The sequence below is a fragment of the Neglectibacter caecimuris genome (assembly GCF_034335015.1).
GTDB classification, from domain to species: domain Bacteria; phylum Bacillota; class Clostridia; order Oscillospirales; family Acutalibacteraceae; genus Acutalibacter; species Acutalibacter caecimuris_A.
This window is the reverse complement of sequence record NZ_JAWXXK010000010.1, coordinates 55527-74969: the sequence shown is the minus strand read 5'-3', so window position 1 is coordinate 74969 and position 19443 is coordinate 55527. Positions and strand designations below refer to the sequence as shown.

Annotated in this window: 12 protein-coding genes; 2 read left to right on the top strand and 10 right to left on the bottom strand. The window is 50.2% G+C overall.

Going from position 1 to position 19443, the window contains the following annotated elements; translation table 11 throughout:
- Positions 1-28: 28 nt before the first annotated feature.
- Complete coding sequence (locus U8T64_RS12890; RefSeq protein WP_322184112.1) at positions 29-1111, bottom strand: glycoside hydrolase family 172 protein; 1083 nt, start codon at positions 1109-1111, stop codon at positions 29-31.
- A 39-nt stretch (positions 1112-1150) separates the two neighbouring features.
- Positions 1151-2947, bottom strand: a complete 1797-nt coding sequence (locus tag U8T64_RS12885; RefSeq protein WP_322184110.1) for an L-fucose isomerase — start codon at positions 2945-2947, stop codon at positions 1151-1153.
- A 121-nt stretch (positions 2948-3068) separates the two neighbouring features.
- On the opposite strand from U8T64_RS12885, the gene U8T64_RS12880 reads away from it, so the two are divergent.
- Positions 3069-3938 carry a helix-turn-helix transcriptional regulator gene (locus U8T64_RS12880; protein WP_322184108.1) on the top strand — a complete coding sequence of 290 codons (870 nt, stop codon included), beginning with the start codon at positions 3069-3071 and terminating at the stop codon, positions 3936-3938.
- Here U8T64_RS12880 and U8T64_RS12875 read toward each other — a convergent pair.
- The 7 genes from U8T64_RS12875 to U8T64_RS12845 form a co-directional block, all read right to left on the bottom strand.
- Positions 3884-4210: a hypothetical protein gene (locus U8T64_RS12875; protein WP_322184106.1), complete on the bottom strand. Its 327-nt coding sequence runs from the start codon at positions 4208-4210 to the stop codon at positions 3884-3886. The genes U8T64_RS12880 and U8T64_RS12875 overlap by 55 nt on opposite strands.
- Before the next feature lie 38 nt (positions 4211-4248).
- Positions 4249-5172, bottom strand: a complete 924-nt coding sequence (locus U8T64_RS12870; RefSeq protein ID WP_322184104.1) for a hypothetical protein — start codon at positions 5170-5172, stop codon at positions 4249-4251.
- A gap of 9 nt (positions 5173-5181) precedes the next feature.
- The gene (locus U8T64_RS12865) at positions 5182-6090 is read right to left on the bottom strand and encodes an RHS repeat-associated core domain-containing protein (RefSeq protein WP_322184102.1); all 909 of its coding nucleotides are present in this window, start codon (positions 6088-6090) and stop codon (positions 5182-5184) included.
- A 38-nt stretch (positions 6091-6128) separates the two neighbouring features.
- A complete protein-coding gene (locus tag U8T64_RS12860) occupies positions 6129-7058 on the bottom strand; it encodes a hypothetical protein (RefSeq protein WP_322184100.1) in 930 nt (309 codons plus the stop codon).
- A 9-nt stretch (positions 7059-7067) separates the two neighbouring features.
- Complete coding sequence (locus tag U8T64_RS12855) at positions 7068-8705, bottom strand: RHS repeat-associated core domain-containing protein (protein WP_322184098.1); 1638 nt, start codon at positions 8703-8705, stop codon at positions 7068-7070.
- Between the two features lie 77 nt (positions 8706-8782).
- The gene (locus U8T64_RS12850; protein WP_322184097.1) at positions 8783-9508 is read right to left on the bottom strand and encodes a hypothetical protein; all 726 of its coding nucleotides are present in this window, start codon (positions 9506-9508) and stop codon (positions 8783-8785) included.
- Positions 9508-16569, bottom strand: a complete 7062-nt coding sequence (locus U8T64_RS12845; RefSeq protein ID WP_322184095.1) for an RHS repeat-associated core domain-containing protein — start codon at positions 16567-16569, stop codon at positions 9508-9510. The genes U8T64_RS12850 and U8T64_RS12845 overlap by 1 nt, the downstream gene beginning before the upstream one ends.
- A 335-nt stretch (positions 16570-16904) precedes the next feature.
- On the opposite strand from U8T64_RS12845, the gene U8T64_RS12840 reads away from it, so the two are divergent.
- Positions 16905-18032: a hypothetical protein gene (locus tag U8T64_RS12840; protein WP_322184094.1), complete on the top strand. Its 1128-nt coding sequence runs from the start codon at positions 16905-16907 to the stop codon at positions 18030-18032.
- Between the two features lie 625 nt (positions 18033-18657).
- Here the strand turns inward: U8T64_RS12840 and U8T64_RS12835 are convergent.
- Positions 18658-19230, bottom strand: coding sequence for a GNAT family N-acetyltransferase (locus tag U8T64_RS12835; RefSeq protein WP_322184092.1), 573 nt, complete (start codon positions 19228-19230; stop codon positions 18658-18660).
- Between the last annotated feature and the right edge of the window lie 213 nt (positions 19231-19443).

The following is a 19443-nucleotide window of genomic DNA, read 5'->3' as shown; positions in this document are numbered from 1 at the left end:
TCGTTTCTGTAAATTGAGATCGGCTTTGCTAATTGACCTCCAACGCATCCTTATCGCCCAGCTCGGGGAAGGGCTGAGTCTCTCCGGCTTGATACCAGAAGGCAACGGAAGCGATATCGTCCCGCAGCGGCAGATAGCGCCCGCCTTCCCGCCAGCCCAGGGCTTGAATAGTCACCTTCAGATCCTGTTCAAAGCGAATGGGATCCATGATATGCCAGCGATACATACTGAACCGCTGCTGGCTTTGGTACAGGCCATCCGGCTTGGAAACATAGGAAAGGCCTGCATAAGGCGTACAATAGGGTTCATACTGATGGAGCTTCTGGTTTTCAAAATTGTAAGCGCCGCAGAAATAGTCCTCCGTACCGGTGCCGCAGATAGTGGGGTATTCCGTATCGCCATCCAGGAAGAATTTGATCTCCCCTTCTCCCCACCAGCCGCTGCTGTTGACGCCCCAGGCAAGATAGGTACCCACATACTGGCCTTTTCCCTTCACACCGTCCAAAATGGGATAGACCTGCTTATAGGGCAGAGGATTGACCCGGCGGAATTGGGCGTGGAAATAGGCGGTATCCTCTGGAAGCTCCGTAAGGGTATAGTCGATCTGATAATAAATGGTCATGGGCTCTTCACTGCGGTTTTCCATGGTGATGCGGCAGTGCTCCCGGAAAGGCATGGGCCAATAGCAGTTAAAGGCCCTGCCCGGGTTCACGCATACCGCCAAAGAAGAAAGAGGCGCGTATTCCTCCCAGCCGCTGGCGAAGAAATCTCCCAGGGGGCATTCCACCGAAGGCCGCTTCGCGTTATCCCAGTACATACGCAGAATGGTGCTGCGCCACTTACCGGTGGGAGTCATCCAAATATGCTGAATGCAGCCGGGACCTGCCACATCTGCCAGGGTAATGGTTTCACCGGGTGCAACGACAAAATAAGGATTCACCTTCCAGGTTTTTCCCAAGCCCCGGGCGGCCTGGCGGGCGCTGCCGTTTTCCAGCTCGCACATGCCCCCTTTTCCCTTTTCTCCGGTAACATTCTCCGGAGACAGAGAGCGGGTTTTCGCGTCGGACGTCCGAAACAGATTTCCAAGATTCATTTGCAGTCCGTCAAACATGATTCGATCTCCCTTTCTTATGGAAGTTGTTTACGTTTGTTATCGATACAGGGGGCCATAAGTCCGGCAGGCGCGATAATCCTGGGCCTCCTTCTCCATGCCAAAGGCGTTCCAGCAGGCGGGACGGAAAATTTTCTCCTCCGGCACGTTGTGCATACAGACGGGGATCCGCAGCATGGAGCAGAGGGTGATCAGGTCGGCGCCGATATGGCCGTAGGTAATGGCGCCATGGTTGGCGCCCCAGTTGTTCATCACGTCATAAGCTGTGGCAAAAACGCCTTCCCCGGTGGTTCTGGGGGCGAACCAGGTACAGGGCCAGGTATAGTCGGTACGCTTCCAAAGCTTATCGGAAACCTCCTCCGGCAGATGGACTGTCCAGCCCTCTGCCAGCTGCATCACAGGGCCCAGGCCTTTTACCAGATTCAGACGCATCATGGTGACCGGCATTTCCGCCCGGGTACAGAACCGGGAAGAGAAGCCGCCGCCCCGGAAATATCCCAGGTCGGAGGCACACCATTCGGTGGCCTTCAGGCAGGCCTGCCGGTCTGCCTCGCTCATTTCCCAGAAGGGCTTTATCACGGCGTTTCCGTTTTCGTCCTTTACCTCGCCGCAGGCGTCAATACAGGCCGCGCCGGAATTGATCAAATGCAGAAAACCGCCTGCCGCTTTCGCCTTTCCCTCCAGCTCGTACCCATCGGCGGCCCGTCTTACGGCATCGGCGCTCCAGTGGGAACGAACATCAGCAAAGATCTGTGCCCGGTTCGTAAGCAGCTTTCCCATCAGCATGGCGGCGCCGTTTAAGGTGTCGTTCTCAGTGGCCAGCACAAAAGGCTCCCGGGACCCCTCCCAATCGAAGGAAGAGTTGAGCATGGCCTCGGCGAAATCCCCGTTGGGGTAAAAATCCGTCCACTGGCGCTGGCCCTGGAATCCGGCAGCAATGGCGTTGTGTCCGACCCGCTCTTCCTTCCAGCGGTCAGGCAGCTTTTCGTTGCCACGGCAAAGATCCTTGATGATGCACATCATCTTCACAGAGAATTCCCAGTCCTTTTCCTTTTGTTCGGGACTGCGCCGGAGCTCTTCCGGGTTTTTGTCAAAGCCCTCAGGACAGTTTTTCTTCGTCCAGGCCAGGGCTTTTTGGTATTCTTCCTCGTCGTAAATATTTTCCGTCATGCGGCGGATCAGCTCTACCTCGTCTACCGATTCCACCCGCATGCCCAAATATTCCTCGAAAAAGGACGGGTCGATAATGGAACCCGCGATCCCCATACAGACCGAGCCGATCTGCAGGTAGGATTTCCCTCGCATGGTGGCCGCGGCCACTGCCGCCCGGCCGAACCGCAGCAGCTTTTCCCGCACGTCCTCCGGAATGGAGGTATCGTCCGCCTCCTGAACATCTTTCCCGTAAATACCGAAGGCCGGCAGACCCTTCTGAGCGTGAGCCGCCAGAACGGAAGCCAGGTATACCGCGCCAGGCCGCTCCGTGCCGTTGAAACCCCAAACGCCCTTAATGGTGTTGGGGTCCATATCCATGGTTTCCGCGCCGTAGCACCAGCAGGGCGTTACAGTAAGGGTGATATCCACTCCGGCCTTGCGGAACTCATCGGCGCAAACAGCCGCCTCGCCCACACGGCCGATAGATACGCTGGAAATCACCGTCTTCACGGGCTCTCCGTTGCTATAGCGCAAATTTTCTTCAAACAGCTTAGCCGCCGCTTCCGCCATGGCCCTGGTCTGCGCCTCCAGGGATTCCCGCACCTGCAAGGCGCCCCGGCGGGCATCGATGGTAGGCCGAATGCCGATCACAGGATAGTCTCCCCGATACCGATTTTCTGTCATGAGTACATTTCCTCCTTCATCATAAAAATGATATTTTTTTCATTATATCCCTATATTTTTTTTGGCACTTGTGTTATTATGGCAAAAAGTAGGATAATATTCACTTCCTGGAGGGTACGCTATGCAGGAACAGGCCTATAACGAATTGCTTCCCAGAGGGGAACCGGATTTCCCTTTGGAGCTTTACCATATTTCAGAAGGACACCCTCGCTTTGTGATGCCCTATCACTGGCACATAGAATACGAGCTGGTCAGAGTGCTTACGGGGCAGCTGACCATTTGGCTGAACGGGATAAAGTATCATCTGGAGCCGGGAGAGCTGCTGTGGATCGCCGGAGGCGTTTTGCACAGCGGCCAGCCGGAGGAGGGAAGCGTTTACCAGTGCATCGTTTTTGATTTGGAGCTGCTGCGAAGCGCCTGCGGCCAATGGTCAAAGCATTTACGGGAGCTTGCCGCGGGAAATTTGTTTCTTCTGCCGAAGCCTCCAACGGCTGACGCCGGTTTCTCTCTTTTGGCGGAGCTGCTCTTTTCCCATGGAGCAGCAAAGGAAAAAGGAGAACGCCTCGCCGCCTTCGGCGCCCTCTGCGGGCTGTTCGGCCACATGGTAGAACAAGGGTGGTATACCTCAAATCTGCCGGAAAAGGAAAACAGGCGGAAAAATATCCGCCTGCTGAAAAAATTATTTGCCTTTGTAGAGGCGCACTATACCGAATCCCTGACCCTGGAGCAGCTTGCCCGGGAGGCTGGAATGTCCCCAAAATATTTCTGCCGCTTTTTTCGGGAGATGACTCAGCACACCCCCATGGAGTACCTGAACCTCCGCCGGATCAGCCATGCCTGCGACCTCCTGGCCGAGGGAAGCTGCTCTGTTACAGAAGCGGCCTTCGCCTGCGGCTTTAACGACCTCAGCTATTTCATTCGTGTCTTTCGCCGCAGTCAGGGCCTTACCCCAAAACAATACGCCCTGCGGCAGGCCGCTAAGCAGGAGTAAGCCAGTCCCGGCTGATAGTAAAAACCTGTTTCGGTATCGTGGTAGTACCTTCCGTACTTTAGCGGGTTGATGGCTGCCACGCTACCAGAAGAGACAATAACTTTTCCCCAGGCATCATAGCCATAGGAGGCCAACAATTTTCCGTCTGGATCTTCTATCCGTACCACGTCTCCCTGCTGGTTCGTAAAGTAGTAGCCGGTAACACGGGCGCCGCCTTTGGGGAAGTACCAGAAGGCAACGGGGGCGCCTGTATTATCATAGAAGAAATACATCTCATTGCCGCTCCAGCCCTGCCTTTTGTGGCGGACACTTATTGTTTCAGTAAATCAAGCTCTACAAAATCCGTTATTTTGCCATCTGCCAAAACAAAACCAATTAGATGCCCTTGATTCGTAATATAGCTTGGCACACTTTCCCTTTCCCCAAAGGTCAGGAAAACGTGAGTTTCGCCAAACTCCGCTTGCAACTCTTCTGCGGTTTTACCTAAAAGCCAATTTGGTTGATAAGTATTTACCAAGTTCAATTTCTTCGTCCACTTCACTTGTCTGTCTGCTGTAAATTCCACTCCTCTGGGATCGATTATTTTGTTTTCTTTTTCCGCCAAAATGGCGATGACAAAAATCCCCTCTACTTCGTAGACCTTCAGAATTCCGTTGGAGTACATCGGTTCTTTCGGCTCACGAAAATAGCAATGCAGACACTCCTTTCGGTATTTTTCGTAAAATAAGTCTATATCTGCCGCAGAATACCCCTGAGTTCTTAAAAACTCCCGCACAGAATATTCTTCCTTCAAACCCTTGCAGATCAAATAATCCTTCAAAAGTCTGTCCGCAGTGACAGCAGAGTAATGAGGATCTTCTTCACTGTCGTGTAAAACTAACCCCATAAACGATAGCCTATCTTGTAAAAATAAAGCTAATAATCTTTCCACAGGTATGCTGCTATCTAAAAAAGTAATCTGCCGTTTAAGATCAATGTTTCCGCACTCACGGGAAAATCGTCTTATCTTTGCCGGGCTGAATCCATAGTCCAAAAGAAATTGCTTTATACTGCTTTGTTCTTTTGTTAAGCCTATGAGAAGCTCAATTCTCTCTTTAATTTGTTCTGCGGAAACATCTTCCGCTTCCGGTTCCCACAGCCAATCTAGAAGCTTCCACGTGGAGTCTCGAAAGAAAAACAGTACTTCTTCTATTGCTTCAGAATAAATCGGGGTATACTGCATTTTGTTTTTCATAAATACCTCCTAACCAACAATCATTGACCAACCTTGCTGTATTGCTCCCAATAACGGTGGAATAGCAACCGCATCGTCAGCAATACCAACTAAAGTTGCGTCATTTCCAGCGACCCATATTAACCCTAGAACGGAACCAACAATTATCCCTCCGCCTATTACGGGATCCCAATCTATAGTTATGTGCTCGCGAGTATGCCCATTGGGGTATACATGTTTGTGATCTCCATTGAGATATTGAACTGTCCAGCCAGGATCTCCATCCATGCCATTGTCTGGCACCCAAATACCGCCATCGCGTGCAGGCCAACCTTTATCTTTACTGTTTGGAACTTTTACTCTTCCTTTATCATATTTTGATAATCCTTTTTTAGGAGGCTGATAACCAGTTTCAGGTGGCGGGGGGTTTTGAGTATCAATATATTTGCTATCCTGCGATTGCAAAACATACTTTGATCCCGCTCCATTTACAGATAATCCTCCGCCTCCGCCAAAATCATCAATCCTAACGTGCATACTCCCTGAAGCATCTACCCTGCTCACCGGGTTATTGCCGCAGTAGGCGAACATGTTATAGCCCAGGAAGCCCTGGCCGGTGGAGGCGTAGCTGTCTGCATTGATGAAACGGGAAACAACGGGGTCGTAGTAGCGGCTTTGCAGATAGTAGAAGCCCGTTTCGGTATCGTAATAGTATCCTCTGAACCGCAGGGGATTGATATTTCGCATACTCCCTGAGCTTTTATATGCTTTGCCCCAGGCGTCATAGGCGTAGGTTGCCAGCACATTTCCATCTGGGTCTTCTATCCGCACTACGTCTCCCTGCTGGTTCGTAAAGTAGTAGCCGGTAACGCGGGCGCCGCCCTTGGGGAAGTACCAGAAAGCAATGGGTGCGCCTGTATTGTCATAGAAGAAATACATCTTATTGCCTTCCCAGCCCTGCCTTTTGTGGCGGACACTTATTGTTTCAGTAAATCAAGCTCTACAAAATCCGTTATTTTGCCATCTGTCAAAACAAAACCAATTAGATGCCCTTGATTCGTAATATAGCTTGGCACACTTTCCCTTTCCCCAAAGGTCAGGAAAACGTGAGTTTCGCCAAACTCCGCTTGCAACTCTTCTGCGGTTTTACCTAAAAGCCAATTTGGTTGATAAGTATTTACCAAGTTCAATTTCTTCGTCCACTTCACTTGTCTGTCTGCTGTAAATTCCGCGCCTCTGGGATCGATTATTTTGTTTTCTTTTTCCGCCAAAATGGCGATGACAAAAATCCCCTCTACTTCGTAGACCTTCAGAATTCCGTTGGAGTACATCGGTTCTTTCGGCTCACGAAAATAGCAATGCAGACACTCCTTTCGGTATTTTTCGTAAAATAAGTCTATATCTGCCGCAGAATACCCCTGAGTTCTTAAAAACTCCCGCACAGAATATTCTTCCTTCAAACCCTTGCAGATCAAATAATCCTTCAAAAGTCTGTCCGCAGTGACAGCAGAGTAATGAGGATCTTCTTCGCTGTCGTGTAGCACATTTTTCAGCAAGCACAACGTATCAGAAAGTGTGTATTTCAAGATTACTTCTCTGCACCTTTGCAGCCTTTTTTCCATGGGCTCCAAATTATTTTCCAATTCTTTGGAAAGTACAAAAAACTTTTCAATATCAGAAGAACTACATCCAAAGTCTGTCAAATAGCGAACAATATTTGGTGTCGTTTCTCTCTGTACATAACTCAAATAGGCTTCTAATCTTTCTTTCGTTTCTGTCATGGAACAATCTGTATCATTATTCCACAACAACTCAATCTGACTATCTGTTTCAAAAACGAAATGTCGTATTATATCATCCATAACTTCATGATCATTTTGCTTTTTAACGTTTACATTCTTCATCATATAACTCTCCTAACCAACAATCATTGACCAACCCTGTTGTATTGCTCCCAATAACGGCGGAATAGCAACCGCATCGTCAGCAATACCAACTAAAGTTGCATCATTTCCAGCAACCCATATTAATCCTAGAACTGAACCAACAATTATCCCTCCGCCTATTACGGGATCCCAATCTATAGTTATATGCTCGCGAGTATGCCCGTTAGGATATACGTGCTTATGGTTTCCGTTGGGATATTGAATTGTCCAGCCAGCTCCTCCATCCATATTATCACCCGGCATCCATACACCACCATCCGATGAAGGCCACCCCCACCCAGGGCCATTAGGATTTTTAACTTTTCCATTGTTGTGATTACGATTAAGCCCCTTTTTAGGTTCTTTATAGCCAGTACTTGGTGGAGGAGGATTCTTTTTATCAACGCTACTATCTTTTTCTTGCGATTGCAAAACATACTTTGATCCCGCTCCATTTACAGATAATCCTCCGCCTCCGCCAAAATCATCAATCCTAACGTGCATACTCCCTGAAGCATCTACCCTGCTCACCGGGTTATTGCCGCAGTAGGCGAACATGTTATAGCCCAGGAAGCCCTGGCCAGTGGAGGCGTAGCTGTCTGCGTTGATAAAACGGGCAGTGCTGGGATCATAGTAGCGGCTTTGCAAGTAGTAGAAATTGGTTTCAGCGTCCTGGTAGTACCCTCTGTATCTCAGGGGATTGATGTTTTGCATACTGCCGGAGGCGCTGTAGTTTCTGCCCCAGGCGTCGTAAGCATAAGTAGCTAATACATTACCGTTGGGGTCTTCTATGCGGGTTACATCGCCCTGAGCGTTCGTAAAGTAGTAGCCGGTAACACGGGCGCCGCCCTTGGGGAAGTACCAGAAAGCAATGGGTGCGCCTGTATTGTCATAGAAGAAGTACATTTCATTGCCTTCCCAGCCCTGCCAGACCAGCTTGTCCCCCGCATAGGCATAGTCGTACCTTGTGCCGTTGTAGGTTTTACTGGTGCGAAGGCCGTTTTTATCGTACTCATAGCTTACGGTTCTTCCACTGCTGGTGGCGCTGGCAAGCTGTTTGCCGTTTTTCCATGTCATCTCCCAGCGCCTGCCGTTATAGTAGCTGACAGGGTTTCCGCTGACCGGATTGCCGCTTACGGTATTAGTTGAGCTGTTATAGCTTTGCCCTTCATAGGCGAGCTTCTGGCCTCGATAGGAGGTGAGCAGGTCTCCCCACCGAGTGTTTTCATAGCCAAAGCTCTTGACCGTGCTGGCTACGGTACGGCTCAGCATATTTCCCGCCGTGTCATAGGTATAGGTTTCCAGCCCTGCCCCCGTATCGGCCTTAATTAGCTGCCCGAACTTATCATACTCGTAACTGGACTCCAATGCAAGGGCATTTTCCCCTTCCCGGCTATAGACCTGCTTGATATTCCCGGCGGCGTCATAGAGATAGCGGTAGCCCAGCTTCACTGTGGTTCCGTCCGGCTTGTAGTAGATGAAATAGTTGGGCCGGTTGGTTTCCTTATTTGCGGTGGTGGTTTCGCCGTAGTTCCTGCGCCGCTGGTAGATCCCCTCCAGGGTTTCCGATTGCAGGCGGAGCAGGTTGTCATACCCGAAGGTCAATGAGCGGCCTGTACCCAGCTCCATGCTTTTCAGGGTGCCGTTGGCGTTATTGTAGGCATCAGCTTCGACAAGGAACCGTTATTGGGCTGGTATTGATCAGATTATTTGGCCTCAGTATGGGTATAAAAATCCTGAAATCTGCTGTCGTTCCAGTACTTTTGAAAAATTTCACTACCGGAGGAAGTTCGCCAAAACGCATCAATATCAGTAGCCTCTGATACTGGCAGGATTACAATTTTATTCAGGGAATCCAAAATGCGAAGCGTATCAGCAAGATGACCGGTAAAAGCATCAAACCGGCTTTCACTCATCCACGGAAAGCAAAAGATTTCTTTCCCATTACAATATCCTATTGCCGCCATCATTCGAAACACTTCATGCCCTGTGTACTGAATACGACGATCAAATCTAACATTTTCTATATGGAATATCCTTTGAATATCCTCTACAGATTCCGAGAGATGATTTTTGTTGATGGCTTTCTGTACCAGCTGCCGCACTGTTTTTCTGGAAGCAAACAAGGGATCCATGCCGGAAACCATGTAACAGGATATATCCCAAATCTGTTCCAGGGGAACGGTTTCGCCGTTTACTTTGGCAATCAGCGGTGAATTGATAATGTGCTTCCGACTATATCGCTCGTGCTGATACATAGACAACAAATAACTGATTCCCCAATTACCGGAATCACATTCTCCATATAAAGCATTGATACCAGGAAAGAAATGGTAGGTATTTGCCCTGGTTGTTACATCTTCAACTGTGTAGAATTCTGACTTACAGCGCATATATCCACTGCTGCTTATCTCAACACTCTCAATTCTCACTAATACCACCCTACAATTTTCGTATTTTGAACTGAAACTGGCCCAATTAAAACGCTTCTAAGCGGTCCACATGATTTTGCTTTTTTATCTGTTATGCCTTTATCTTCTTCAAATGCCGCATTTGTTTCAATGGAAATGATAACACCCGATTTTCCTTGACCATAATTTGCGCCACTATTTTTGATAGCTTGCTCATTAGGATACTTCTCCCAGACGAAAACATATCCTCCTTCCCAACCACTACCTCTTAACTGCCCACTTGCTATAATAGCAGCAGCATTCCCAGCCGTGGTCACATGGTAGTAAGTCTTTGATTTCTCCTCAGGTGGCTTATCAGTTGTTGCTTTTGCTAAAGGCTGAGATTTTACATTCTGTGCACTCTGAGCAAGAGCCCAAAGTCCAAAAATTCCAATTAAACCGGCACCGCCTCCACCGAATACATTATCATTGACCATCGTATATTTATTCCCATCAGCATCTACCCTGCTCACCGGGTTATTGCCGCAGTAGGCGAACATATTGTAGCCCAGGAAACCCTGGCCGGTGGAGGCGTAGCTGTCTGCATTGATGAAACGGGAAACAACGGGGTCGTAGTAGCGGCTTTGCAGGTAGTAAAAGCCCGTTTCGGTATCGTAATAGTATCCTCTGAACCGCAGGGGATTGATATTTCGCATACTCCCTGAGCTTTTATATGCTTTGCCCCAGGCGTCATAGGAATATGACGCCAGCACATTGCCGTTGGGGTCTTCTATGCGGGTCACATCTCCCTGAGCGTTCGTAAAATAATACCCGGTTACCCGGCTTCCTCCATCGGGAAAATACCAGAAAGCAATAGGGGCGCCTGTATTGTCATAGAAGAAGTACATTTCATTGCCTTCCCAGCCCTGCCACACCAGTTTGTCCCCGGCATAGGCGTAATCGTACCTTGTGTCGTTGTACGTTTTGCTGGTGCGCAGGCCGTTCTTATCGTACTCATAGGTAGCGATTCTTGCGCCAGATTTTACTTTCGACAGGTATCTGCCGTTTTTCCACGTCATCTCCCAACGCTTAGCATCGGATCCACAATAGTTGACGGGGTTTCCGCTGACCGGCGTTCCGGTAACACTGTTAGTAGCCATGTCATAGCTTTGACCCTCATAGGCTATCTTCCGACCCCTGTAGGAAGTAAGCAGATCCCCCCACTGGCTGTTTTCATAGCTATAATCTATTGTGGTACTCCCCTGTGTACGGCTCAGCATATTTCCTGCCGTGTCATAGGTGTAGGACTCAGCTCTTGAGAGGGTATACGCCCAAGTCAACTGCCCGAACTTATCATACTCGTAACTGGACTCCAATGCAAGGGCATTTTCCCCTTCCCGGCTATAGACCTGCTTGATATTCCCGGCGGCGTCATAGAGATAACGGTAGCCGAGCTTCACTGTGGTTCCGTCCGGCTTGTAATAGATAAAGTAGTTGGGCCGGTTGGTTTCCTTATTTGCGGTGGTGGTTTCGCCGTAGTTCCTGCGCCGCTGGTAGATCCCTTCCAGGGTTTCCGATTGCAAGCGGAGCAGGTTATCATACCCAAAGGTCAATGAGCGGCCTGTACCCAGCTCCATGCTTTTCAGGGTGCCGTTGGCGTTATTGTAAGCATAGGTTTCCCACAGCGTATAGCCGGGAAGCTGCCAGGACTGGGAGGAAAGCCTGTTTTGCGCGTCATATTTATGCTGAGTTCTGAGGGCTGTCACCTGATCTCCACTTTGCTCACTTCGGATCAGGCGGCCCAAGCTGTCATACTCATAGAAATATTCCGCGCTTAAATTATCCGACTCATCAAACACCGTGCTTCGGGCGACATTTCCATAAGAATCATAGCCGAGCGCTTCTTCATAATCAAATAAATCATCTGTGTAATGCCATATGGATTCCGGGCGGCCCAAGATATCATAATAGTACTCATCTATATCGCCGTTTCCGTAGACCGTTTGAAACAGGGGGCCGTTATTCGGCTCATAATAGTACGACGCAAGCGTGATTGGAGACTCCCACACTACATCACCTTCCAGAGAAGCATGATTTCCGCTTTGCACCTGTACCGTTGTCACATTTCCCCAGTCGTCTCTGGGCGTCAGATACTTTTGCCACTGCGGCGTGGTTCCCTGGAAGCTTTTCCGCATGACGGAGGATATTTCCCCTTTGTCATACTTGTTGGAGAGGGAGATCGCCCCGGAAACATAGGTATTGCTGACCTTATCGTTTGTTCCGGCCACATATTGCTGGTTCACGGTCAGGGTGCCTCCCGCATAGGGCGTTTTCACCGTGCTCACCCTGCCCAGGCCATCGTAGGTATAGCCGGTGGTGATACCGTTTACGTCTGTAATGGAGGACGGGTGATTTTTATTGGAGGTATACGCGGCACTGCTCTGCATATAAACGCCGCTTGTTCCCTTTTGCAGCTTGGCGGAGGTGTTGTTTCCCGCCGGGTCGTAGGCGGCGGTCAAATTCACACCATCGTTCGTGGCCTTTGTCATGTTGTGGCTGCTGTCGTAGGTATAATTGAACGTGCCGGAGGACGCGGAAACCAGCTTTGTGAGATCCGGGCCGCTGTAGGTATAGGTATCGGTGCTTTGCGCGGAGGTGGTAACGGTTTTCAGCTTGCCGTTGCTGTCATAGGTATAGGTCTGCGCGGGCTCTTCGGTCAAAGAAACCTGATCGAACCAGGCGGTATTTACGTTGTAATCATACGCGAGAGAAACGGTAATGCTGGTTACCGTTTTATTGGCGCGCTTGGGTACGATAAAGCCGGAGGCATACTGCCAGCCGTCAAACTGCGGGTTAAAGGAAACATACTGATATTCCGGCGTGGTGGTATCGGAATACAGAATTTTAGCGATCATGCCGAAAAAGCGTTGTGGCGTATCGTTGTCACCGGACAAGTCGCTGACCGGCGCGCCGTCTGTTACCGAGCGCGCCTTTCCCCACGCGGACAGCATGTAGGTGGTATTGGAGCTTCGATTGATGGAAACCGTTTGATAAGCGCGCCTTTTGGCGTCCGGGTGCCCCAGCATCTGAAGCGCAACGCCGCGGCGGGCGTCATCGCCGCTTAAAGTGACAGGAGACACGCGGGAATCCGGATAAGTCCAATATTTTGAAATGGGGACTGTTGACAAAGTATCGGAGGAAACCCACTTTTCCAAGCCTCCAAATTGCACCAGATTTACAGTGGTGGCTGCCCCCTGTTTCTCTAACAGCACGCTGCCAAATGGAATGACAACCTTTTCAAGCTGAAAATCGTCAAAAGCCCCGTATTCAGACGCATTCTTTAAAGTTGCACAGATCCGATAGTTCCCGCTGGTTTTTGGCCTATAGCTGACCTGCAAGCGGGTCCACCCTGATTCAATTTTTGTGGAGGTAGCATAGTCAAGCAGTTTGCTTTCGGCAAGAACTTCCGTTCCGGTGGAATCATTGAAGCTGAGCGTCATTCCTCCGTCTTTTCCAAAACCTGTGATCCCGGAGGAATTGGCATAACCCGAAAACACATAGGTAGTTCTCGCCTTCAGATACACGCTTTGAAAGCAGGAGGATATCGAACCGGAACCGGTGGTGGAAACCGCGGTCGGAGAGTGGCGCAGCTTCATCAGATATTTACCGGTTCGGGGGAGGATCGTTTTGCTTGTTTCGCTTATATTCTCACAAATCAATGAGCCTGAGTTGGCAGTACTCGCCTGATGTACCCAACCGTAATTGACCTGTTCCAAACCGCCGTTTTGAAGCTGGTTCACCGCCGCAATACCAGAAGCCGCCGCGCCGGTCACGCGGTTGTTGGTTTTATTGGTTCCCTGGTTTTTGGTATAGGTAAGGGCGGAGGTCCCCAGAATTTCCGTCCAGTTGGAATTATAATTTACCACATTGACCGTTCGGCCTGCCAGGTCAAAGGTATAGCGGGTGGTAATGTCATCGTTTGTATTCTCGGTACGATCCTGCCCGTAAAACCGATACAGCCTCTGCTGCAGGCTGGGAGAGTAATTGTGCCAGGTGCTTCCCACCGTTTGCGTGCCGTTCAGGGTAGAGGCGATATATTCGTGAGCCTTGTGTACATACTGGTTCTTAAAGCTGGATCCATAGGCAAGCTCCAACCCGGACTTTGATTCCTCATCATAGATCTTTATAAGAAGATCCGTGTCGGTGGAATATCCGTACTGGGCGGAATGCCCGTCCGGGAATGTGATTTTACTGAGCAGCTGCGCGCCGGAGGCCGGGGCGGCATACTGGAAGGTATAAGCCCGCCCGCTGGCATCGGTGATCTTATTCACAAAATTCCCGGAGTACGTCAGCTTACAGACCAGGCTCTGCACACCGGCGGCGCTGCCGTTATCGTTTACCTGCCAAACCTGCGTGACCCGGTTGGCTTGCCCCGCTTTCGGCTTCCAGGCGGTGGAAGACGGGCTGAAAGGGCTTGACGAGCTGTAGGCCGTATTGTCGTTGTAAAGGTAATAGATCGCATTGCCGTTTCTATCGGTCTGCTTCGTCAGGTAGCCGTTATAAAATTCCTTTTTGTTGTTCTTTTCGTCCTTCAGCGTGGAAATGGCACCGGAAACCGACAGGGTATAGCCCAACCCGTCTTCATCTTTATAAGCGCTCAGCGAAGAAGGGGCTTCAAAATAGTGCTCGGTTCCATCGGCGTCGGTATACACATAGTAGTCTGTAGAAGCGTTATTGGTTTTTACCGTGATTTTTACAACGGTTTCCTGCACGGAAAGCTTCCAGCCGGAGCCCACGCACATATTGGCATAGTTGGCGGTATGGACGCCAAAGCCATTATTGGCCGTAAAATACCTGCCCCGGTAAGGAGAATTGTAATACGCCGCCAGGGAAAACGGCATGGCTTCGCTGTTGCTGGAAAACAGGGTATTTGCCAGGGTAAGCTGGGCGGAATAATCGCCGATATTGGCTGTACCCGCTCTGCCAACAGAAGAGGTCTGATAAGTAAACCTGTTTTCCAGGCCCACATTGTTTCGATAATGGATCAAAAAAAGCGGCCTGGAATTGATATTCATCCAGAAAATGCCGGTGCCGCACTGGGTAGAGCTGAATTTATCGGGCCCAATAGCGTCCATGGCAAGCATACAGTTTGCCGCGGGATCATGATACCACTTGCTTACCAGGCGGGAAATATCCCAGGAGATATATTTGCCTTCGCTCGCCTCTGTAATGCGGGCATAAGCCTCGGTAATGTTTTGGTTAAAGGACGGCTTGGTGTTCCAGGTTATGTTTCTGATCCACTCGGCGTTTGACCCATAGCTGGAAGGCCGCGCGGACGTCACCTCATGGGCCTGCACAAAAATACGGTTCAGCCCCACCTGGCTATAGGTGTGCTGATACAGGTTCAGAGTCGCGTTGACCACATTGCAGTTGGCAGGTATGGTAGGCAGAGAAGCAAACTGGAAAAAGACCTGCATTTCATCACCGGTGGTCCCATGGCCTATGTACAGGCTTTCCACACCGGAACCTGGAGTATTCGGTTTTTCTGTGGTTACACAGGTAGCTGTAAAGGAATTTCCGAAATCACTGCCGTACAGGATCAGCGTTGGGTCTATGGTAACGGGGAATTGCCGGTCCTCGGCGTTGATCCATTCCGCGGCGGCTTCTACCGTCAGCACATAGCCCTCTGTGGTGTGGACCAGCTCATAAGCCGCGTCGTAAGAAACGCTTTGGCCGGCGTCCACCAGATAAGGGGCGGGAATTTGGTAGAGGATCTTCTCGTTCTCATCGAGCAGGTCAACACTGCCGCTTTCCCGCAGAACGGGAGTAAGGCCCTCTAAATTCAAAAGGAAGCTGTACCGGTAGCTTTTCTGCGGCTGCCTGACAATGATGCTTTCCTTGACGTTATAGCCGTAGTTGTAATATTGCAAATCCACCCCGGGCCAGACGTTTTCATAGGTCACCTTGGAGGATATTTTTTCCGGCTGCAGCTGGTCTTCCAGGGAAGACGCGGCTTCGGTATCGTCAGTTACTCCAACACTGTTGATCTGGTTTCCGGGGGCAAGGGCCGCGCCGGGCTTTGCGCCTTTCGGATTTTCGATTTTCGCGGAAACGCTGGCCGCCATAGCGGCAGCGGTGGTTTCTTCCTTGCCGCTCTCCGCAGGCGGCAGCTCGGTGGCGCTGTCCTCTTCCGGAGCGGAAGCCACAGGCTCAGAGCCTTCCGGAGCGGTGCTTTCCGGAGCATCAGAAGGAAGGGAAGTTTCTTCATCGAAAGCGCCTTGGCCGGCAGAAGGCGCAGAGGATTCCGTTTCCTCCTTTTCCTCCAGGGAGGACGGAGCGGATGAAACCGGGAAGTCCTTTTCTTCGGCAAAAGTGGAAACAGACTCTTCCTGAATCTCTTCTTCGCTGTTCAAATCCTGATCGAAGCCGGGCAGTTCTGAGCGTTCGGGCTGTGATGAAACGCTCTCGCCTTCTGATATCATGGAGCTCGCATCTGAGCTTTCGCTTGGTTCGGAGGTTTCTTCCGGCTCTGAGGAGGAAGAGCTTTCCGCGCTATCCTCCGCGGTGCCCTCTTCCGGCTTTACCGCTTTATCCGTCACAAGTGTCTGTGCCGTATCCGGGCGCAAAAGCGCCAATCCGAAGCTATAGTCCTGATTCGCAAGAGAAAAGAGGGGTTCGTCAGGACGCAGAACAGACGAATAGCGCTTTGTTTCTTCCCCATTTTTAGCCTCGTACATACCCGGAGCATTGATTCTCCCAAGGGAATATCTGCTTGCCTGAGAGAGCGACAGCGTATTATCGATCTCTTCCCAGGCGCCGTCCTCGGTTTCATAATGCACCGGGCCGGGATAAGAAGCTGCGACAAAAGAACCGTCGCTTAAACGGAAATGCTTTTCCGCCGCGCTCCGCTGTTCGGTTTCCTCGTACACCACCTGGGCTTCGAGGGACTTCTCCTCTACAAAATCTGTAGGAAGCGCTATTTTCTCTGCTTCCTGCACTGCGGCGGAAGAGACAGCTTCCTCCGCCATGGCCCGCAGGGGAACCGCCTGCAGAAGCAGCGCCGCTGAAAGCAGTACAGCCAGAGCTTTTTGAAATTTTTTCATACTTCTCATTCTCCTTTTTCACTATAGCAAATCCCAAGAATCCATACAAAAGCTTTTCCAAGATGAATTTCTAAGACAATTTTCCATTTCAAAAATATCATTTTGATAAAAATTGTTCTTTTGCCAAAATATAACGCAAAAAATGTTGTTTGTCAATCTGAAAATCACAAAGTTTAATACAAGCTCTTCAGGGACAAGCCAATACGGGCGGATATTGAGCATACGGCCTCTTGTCCTCCACAGGACATGTAAAATAGGAAAATTATTTTCAGAAAAGGTCAGTGATTTTTCCATTTGCGTTGTATAATTGATAAAATAGTCACAGGAGGAATGTCATGCGAAAAATCAAAAGCATTGCGGTACAGATTCTCGGCCTGATGACCGCCGCCGCCATGGTTTGCTGCTGTGCCGCCTGCGGCAGCGCGGGCCTTCCCAATGCCAGTACGCCGAAAGTCAGCAGCAGCGAAGCTGTCTCTTCCCAAGGGGAAACGGCGATCACACCTCGGGAATATTTTCAAAATGCTCCCTCCCCCAAAGAGGAACCGAGCTTCGGCATGATCCGGGATATCTGCGAAACCGTTACCTCAGGAGAGCGCTTTTTCAGCACAAAACGGCAGGAGCTGGAAGAGGCCGAGGTAATCCCCGCCCTGCATGGCGGCTATCAGTTTACCTGCGGCGCTTTTTTTGAAGAGGATAACCGGCTCAAAGAGCTCTCCCTAAGCTGGAAGCTAGTTCACACGACGGATTGGGGCTATGGAGAAAATTTCCTGATCGTTTCTGTTTCGGAAAAGCTGAATCGTTTTCCCGGTGTGGACGAGTACGCCTCTCACTTTGGGCAGTACCTCGCCCGGCAGGAGGGAACCGAGATCGTCGCCGTTGGCAGTGCGGAAACGGAAAAATGCCTGACTTTCCAAAAAGAAAAGCTCTGGTACCGCATTTACGGCAGTGAAGAGATTCCCGCGGAGGATATACTTGCCGTGCTGGAGCATTTTTTGCGGCGCCCGATTGAGGTAGAAGCCTTCGCGAAGGAAAAGGGCGATGAATATACCTGGGCAACGCTGGCGGAAATTCCCAATGCGTTTGCCGGCTATTACCCTGTGGATTCGGAGCTTTGCCCATCGCTAATCCCCACCGCCAGCGAAGTGAGGCTGCAAAACGGTATTCCTGTCGCGGTGCTTTTGGCTTACGATACAGCCGCCTCCGGCCATGCGGTCATTGGCTGGGATATCTACCGGGAAAATCCCGATTTCGGCCTGGACCTCTGGGAGGAGTACAATTTTGCCGGAGATATTTCCAATTTGACAGAGCAGGACCTGCGGGAATACTGGAAAAGGGGCATCGTACAGTTCCAGCACCGCTTTCCGTTTTCCTGGGACGGCTATCAGATTGCGGCCCGCCTGAGCACCGACGCTACCCCCGAGCAGCTGTGGCAGCTCTTGCAGGAATTGCAGGAAAGGCAATGAGAAATGAGCAATTAAGGGCAAGAGCACAGGCGGTGTAAGCAATGCCTGTAATGCCTGTTAAATTGGAATTTATCAGTTATCTACTCACCTCCCTCCTGTCATTCTGAACGAAGTGAAGAATCTCGTCCTTTGGCTTTTTCCCAGAAAATAAGGTCAAGATCCTTCGCTGGGAAAGCGAAATTTACTTCGCTTTTTGCTCAGCAATGACAAGGGGGGAAACCAGTCCGATAAATTGGAATTTAGCGGCGAGGCGTCGCGGCAACCCGTGAAGCTGCCTGGTGTGGGAGGATAGCTTCCGGCCCGACCACAAGCAAGCAGGTAAATTGGAATTTAGTGAGTACGCTGCTCGCTTTCCACCTGTCATTCCTGAACAGAAAGCAAGGCGCGCCTTGCTTTCTCGGTGAAGAATCTCGTCCTTTGCCCTTTTACCCTGGTGTTAAGGACGAGATTCTTCGTCACTTCGTTCCTCAGAATGACAATAGTGATAGCGGAATCAGGACGCTAAACTATAATTTAGCGACCCGTTCTTGCCCTACATTGCTAATTGCTCATTGTATTTCTAAAAAAGGAACTGCCGCAAAATTGAGTGTTTTGCAGCAGTTCCTTTTTCCTGGCTTTTTTAATTTTATTTCTCTCGTTTCAGCTGAAAGGTCAGCCCATCGTATTTCCGCCCATTGACCTCCCGTGTGCCGATGCTGCGGCCGCACTCCTGAAAGCCCAGCTTTTCGGCACAGCGGAGCATACGGACATTGCCTGACCAGGTTTGTGTGTAAAGCTCGTCCACGCCGTTTTCCAGGTTGTACTTGATAAAAGCACGGAGGGCGTTGGTGCCGATCCCGTTTCCCCAAACGTCGCTCTCGCAAATATCAATGCCAATCGTGCGGTAAACGGTCTGCCCTTCTCTAACCTCGCCGATCCAGTTGTAATTCTCGTCAATCGAGTAGGAGCTTACCCACCCGATATGCCTGCCGTTCCATTCGATTTCAAATCTCCAGCGGCGGGTCTCATCGGAAAGATCTTTTACCGATTCATAATAGTCACGCCAGGATGCGCGTTCAGTTTCTTCGTCCGATTCAACCGGCTCCCACGGGGCATCCGTTTTCGACCATTCTGTTTCAGTGGTAAACCAGCGCACATAATCCTCAATATCGGACTCCTCCATATCCCGAAGGCTGATATTTTCAAATTCGATCTTCATTGCAAGTTTCCTTTCTCTTTCTTTTTTCTTTTCCTCGATCAACTTTTTCAGAAAACCTGTGGTTCGCAAATTGCCGAAAGCTCAGCGCTTTGCGCTGAGCTTTCGGCACAGTGGTCTGTGAACCCACGACCAAAAAGATATTTTTGCCCAATCAAGGTATGCATTCGAACTCTCACAAAATATTACCACATATGACAATTCTGGGAAGTTAAA

What these genes read in the sequence shown, in the direction of transcription:
- U8T64_RS12870 (WP_322184104.1), bottom strand. Translation starts at nt 5,172, where the DNA reads ATGAAAAACAAAATGCAGTATACCCCGATTTATTCTGAAGCAATAGAA.
- U8T64_RS12845 (WP_322184095.1), bottom strand. Translation starts at nt 16,569, where the DNA reads ATGAAAAAATTTCAAAAAGCTCTGGCTGTACTGCTTTCAGCGGCGCTG.
- U8T64_RS12890 (WP_322184112.1), bottom strand. Translation starts at nt 1,111, where the DNA reads ATGTTTGACGGACTGCAAATGAATCTTGGAAATCTGTTTCGGACGTCC.
- U8T64_RS12880 (WP_322184108.1), top strand. Translation starts at nt 3,069, where the DNA reads ATGCAGGAACAGGCCTATAACGAATTGCTTCCCAGAGGGGAACCGGAT.
- U8T64_RS12835 (WP_322184092.1), bottom strand. Translation starts at nt 19,230, where the DNA reads ATGAAGATCGAATTTGAAAATATCAGCCTTCGGGATATGGAGGAGTCC.
- U8T64_RS12885 (WP_322184110.1), bottom strand. Translation starts at nt 2,947, where the DNA reads ATGACAGAAAATCGGTATCGGGGAGACTATCCTGTGATCGGCATTCGG.
- U8T64_RS12875 (WP_322184106.1), bottom strand. Translation starts at nt 4,210, where the DNA reads ATGTATTTCTTCTATGATAATACAGGCGCCCCCGTTGCCTTCTGGTAC.
- U8T64_RS12840 (WP_322184094.1), top strand. Translation starts at nt 16,905, where the DNA reads ATGCGAAAAATCAAAAGCATTGCGGTACAGATTCTCGGCCTGATGACC.
- U8T64_RS12865 (WP_322184102.1), bottom strand. Translation starts at nt 6,090, where the DNA reads ATGTATTTCTTCTATGACAATACAGGCGCACCCATTGCTTTCTGGTAC.
- U8T64_RS12860 (WP_322184100.1), bottom strand. Translation starts at nt 7,058, where the DNA reads ATGATGAAGAATGTAAACGTTAAAAAGCAAAATGATCATGAAGTTATG.
- U8T64_RS12855 (WP_322184098.1), bottom strand. Translation starts at nt 8,705, where the DNA reads ATGGAGCTGGGTACAGGCCGCTCATTGACCTTCGGGTATGACAACCTG.